The sequence below is a fragment of the Micromonospora sp. NPDC049523 genome, assembly GCF_040676775.1.
Classification (GTDB): Bacteria; Actinomycetota; Actinomycetes; order Mycobacteriales; family Micromonosporaceae; genus Micromonospora_G.
The window spans coordinates 1-1,304 of sequence record NZ_JBFAPP010000056.1; the positions used below are offsets into that span (position 1 = coordinate 1).

Annotated in this window: 2 protein-coding genes; both read left to right on the plus strand. The window is 66.9% G+C overall.

Annotation, left to right across the window (positions count from 1 at the left end; translation table 11 throughout):
* Positions 1–326 precede the first annotated feature (326 nt).
* Positions 327–713 (plus strand): hypothetical protein, encoded by a 387-nt coding sequence (locus tag AB0J90_RS35610; RefSeq protein WP_363603499.1) that lies wholly within the window; start codon positions 327–329, stop codon positions 711–713.
* A 5-nt stretch (positions 714–718) separates the two neighbouring features.
* The gene (locus AB0J90_RS35615; protein WP_363603500.1) at positions 719–1,057 is read left to right on the plus strand and encodes a DUF1036 domain-containing protein; all 339 of its coding nucleotides are present in this window, start codon (positions 719–721) and stop codon (positions 1,055–1,057) included.
* Positions 1,058–1,304 lie beyond the last annotated feature (247 nt).

The window sequence follows — 1,304 nt, forward strand, 5'->3', positions numbered from 1 at the left end:
AGGTTCAGGTGTCGGCGTTCCCGGATGCGTACGCGCAGTGGGAGAACCAGGCCGCGCACATCGTGCAGGACGTCTGGACCAAGTAAGCAACACGAGCATTAAGCCCGCTGGCCGGGTCCCCGAATCTGGGGACCCGGCCAGCGGCATCTGCGCTCACGGGGCCCGCAAGGTCGCCGCAAGGTTCGCGAGCAGGTCAGGGCGCAATCGTGGAACCGCTGGCACCTCAGATGCAGCCAAAACCCGCGGTGTATCCCCGCGGTCCGACGACAGCATCGGCGGTCGACCAGCCCACTGTCCGCCTACTCACCCCAGGGAAGGCACGTCTCATGACCGATCCTCACCAGGCTGGCAACCCCGACCCCAGGTCGTACACCAGACGCTGGCTCCTGCGCGCGGGCGGAGCACTGGGTCTGGCGGCGACGGGCGCCACGCTATCCGCCGCGACCGGTGCCGATGCGGGCATCGCCCCTCCAGTCGATGCCGAGGACACCACTGGTGCCTTCGGCAACCCACCTGCGACCGAAGCGCTGCGGCGCCAGCGCCAACGTGTCGGCGTGTCCGGCCAGAGCAGTGTGGTCGCGGAATCGGGGGTGGCGGTCGGACCCCAGTCGATTTCGGCCGCCGGTGCTCGTCTCAGCCCGAGCGCAACCGCTATCGACAGCACGCCGCTGGCCCGCCGCACCTCGGGCGCACCTTGGACCGTGAAGGGCTGATCGCGATGCAACTACACTTCCGCAACAACTATGGCCTTCGCATCTGGGTTTCGATCATGTACTACGACCCGGGCTGCTCCGCGTACGGTTCTCCGTGGGCGACCCGCGGTTGGTGGGCTATCGACTACGGTGGCCAGGCATATGTGCTGAACACGAACAACCGTTACGCCTACTTCTACGCCGAGGCCGCCAACGGCGCGGTGTGGGCCGGTGGGTACGGCCCGATCTACGTCCCTCAGAACGGTTTCGACCTCTGTCAGAACATTGGTCAGACCGGCGCCCGAATCGTCGGGCTACGCGAGGTCTATATCCCCAGCGACGTCCATACCGTCAACCTGACCTGACGCCCACCACCTGCCCGTGCGAGATACCTGCGACGTGACAAGGGTTAGCGGCGCCCCGCCGAGGGGTGCCGCTAATACTCGCTTGCCCCGCAACGCGCCGCACGTCGCACCTGCGAGGTTTTTGGGCTTGATCAACTCTCGTCGGGGGGCGGGTTGGCGGAATGTTGGCGGGCCGGGGGTGGTTATACATCGCGTACGACCGGAGCAGCGCCGGGGTTGTGTTCTCGCCTCGTGCCGGCTGTGGCCT

Bases quoted from the DNA above. Each gene is read 5' to 3' on its own strand.
- AB0J90_RS35610 (WP_363603499.1), top strand. From the start codon at position 327: ATGACCGATCCTCACCAGGCTGGCAACCCCGACCCCAGGTCGTACACC.
- AB0J90_RS35615 (WP_363603500.1), top strand. From the start codon at position 719: ATGCAACTACACTTCCGCAACAACTATGGCCTTCGCATCTGGGTTTCG.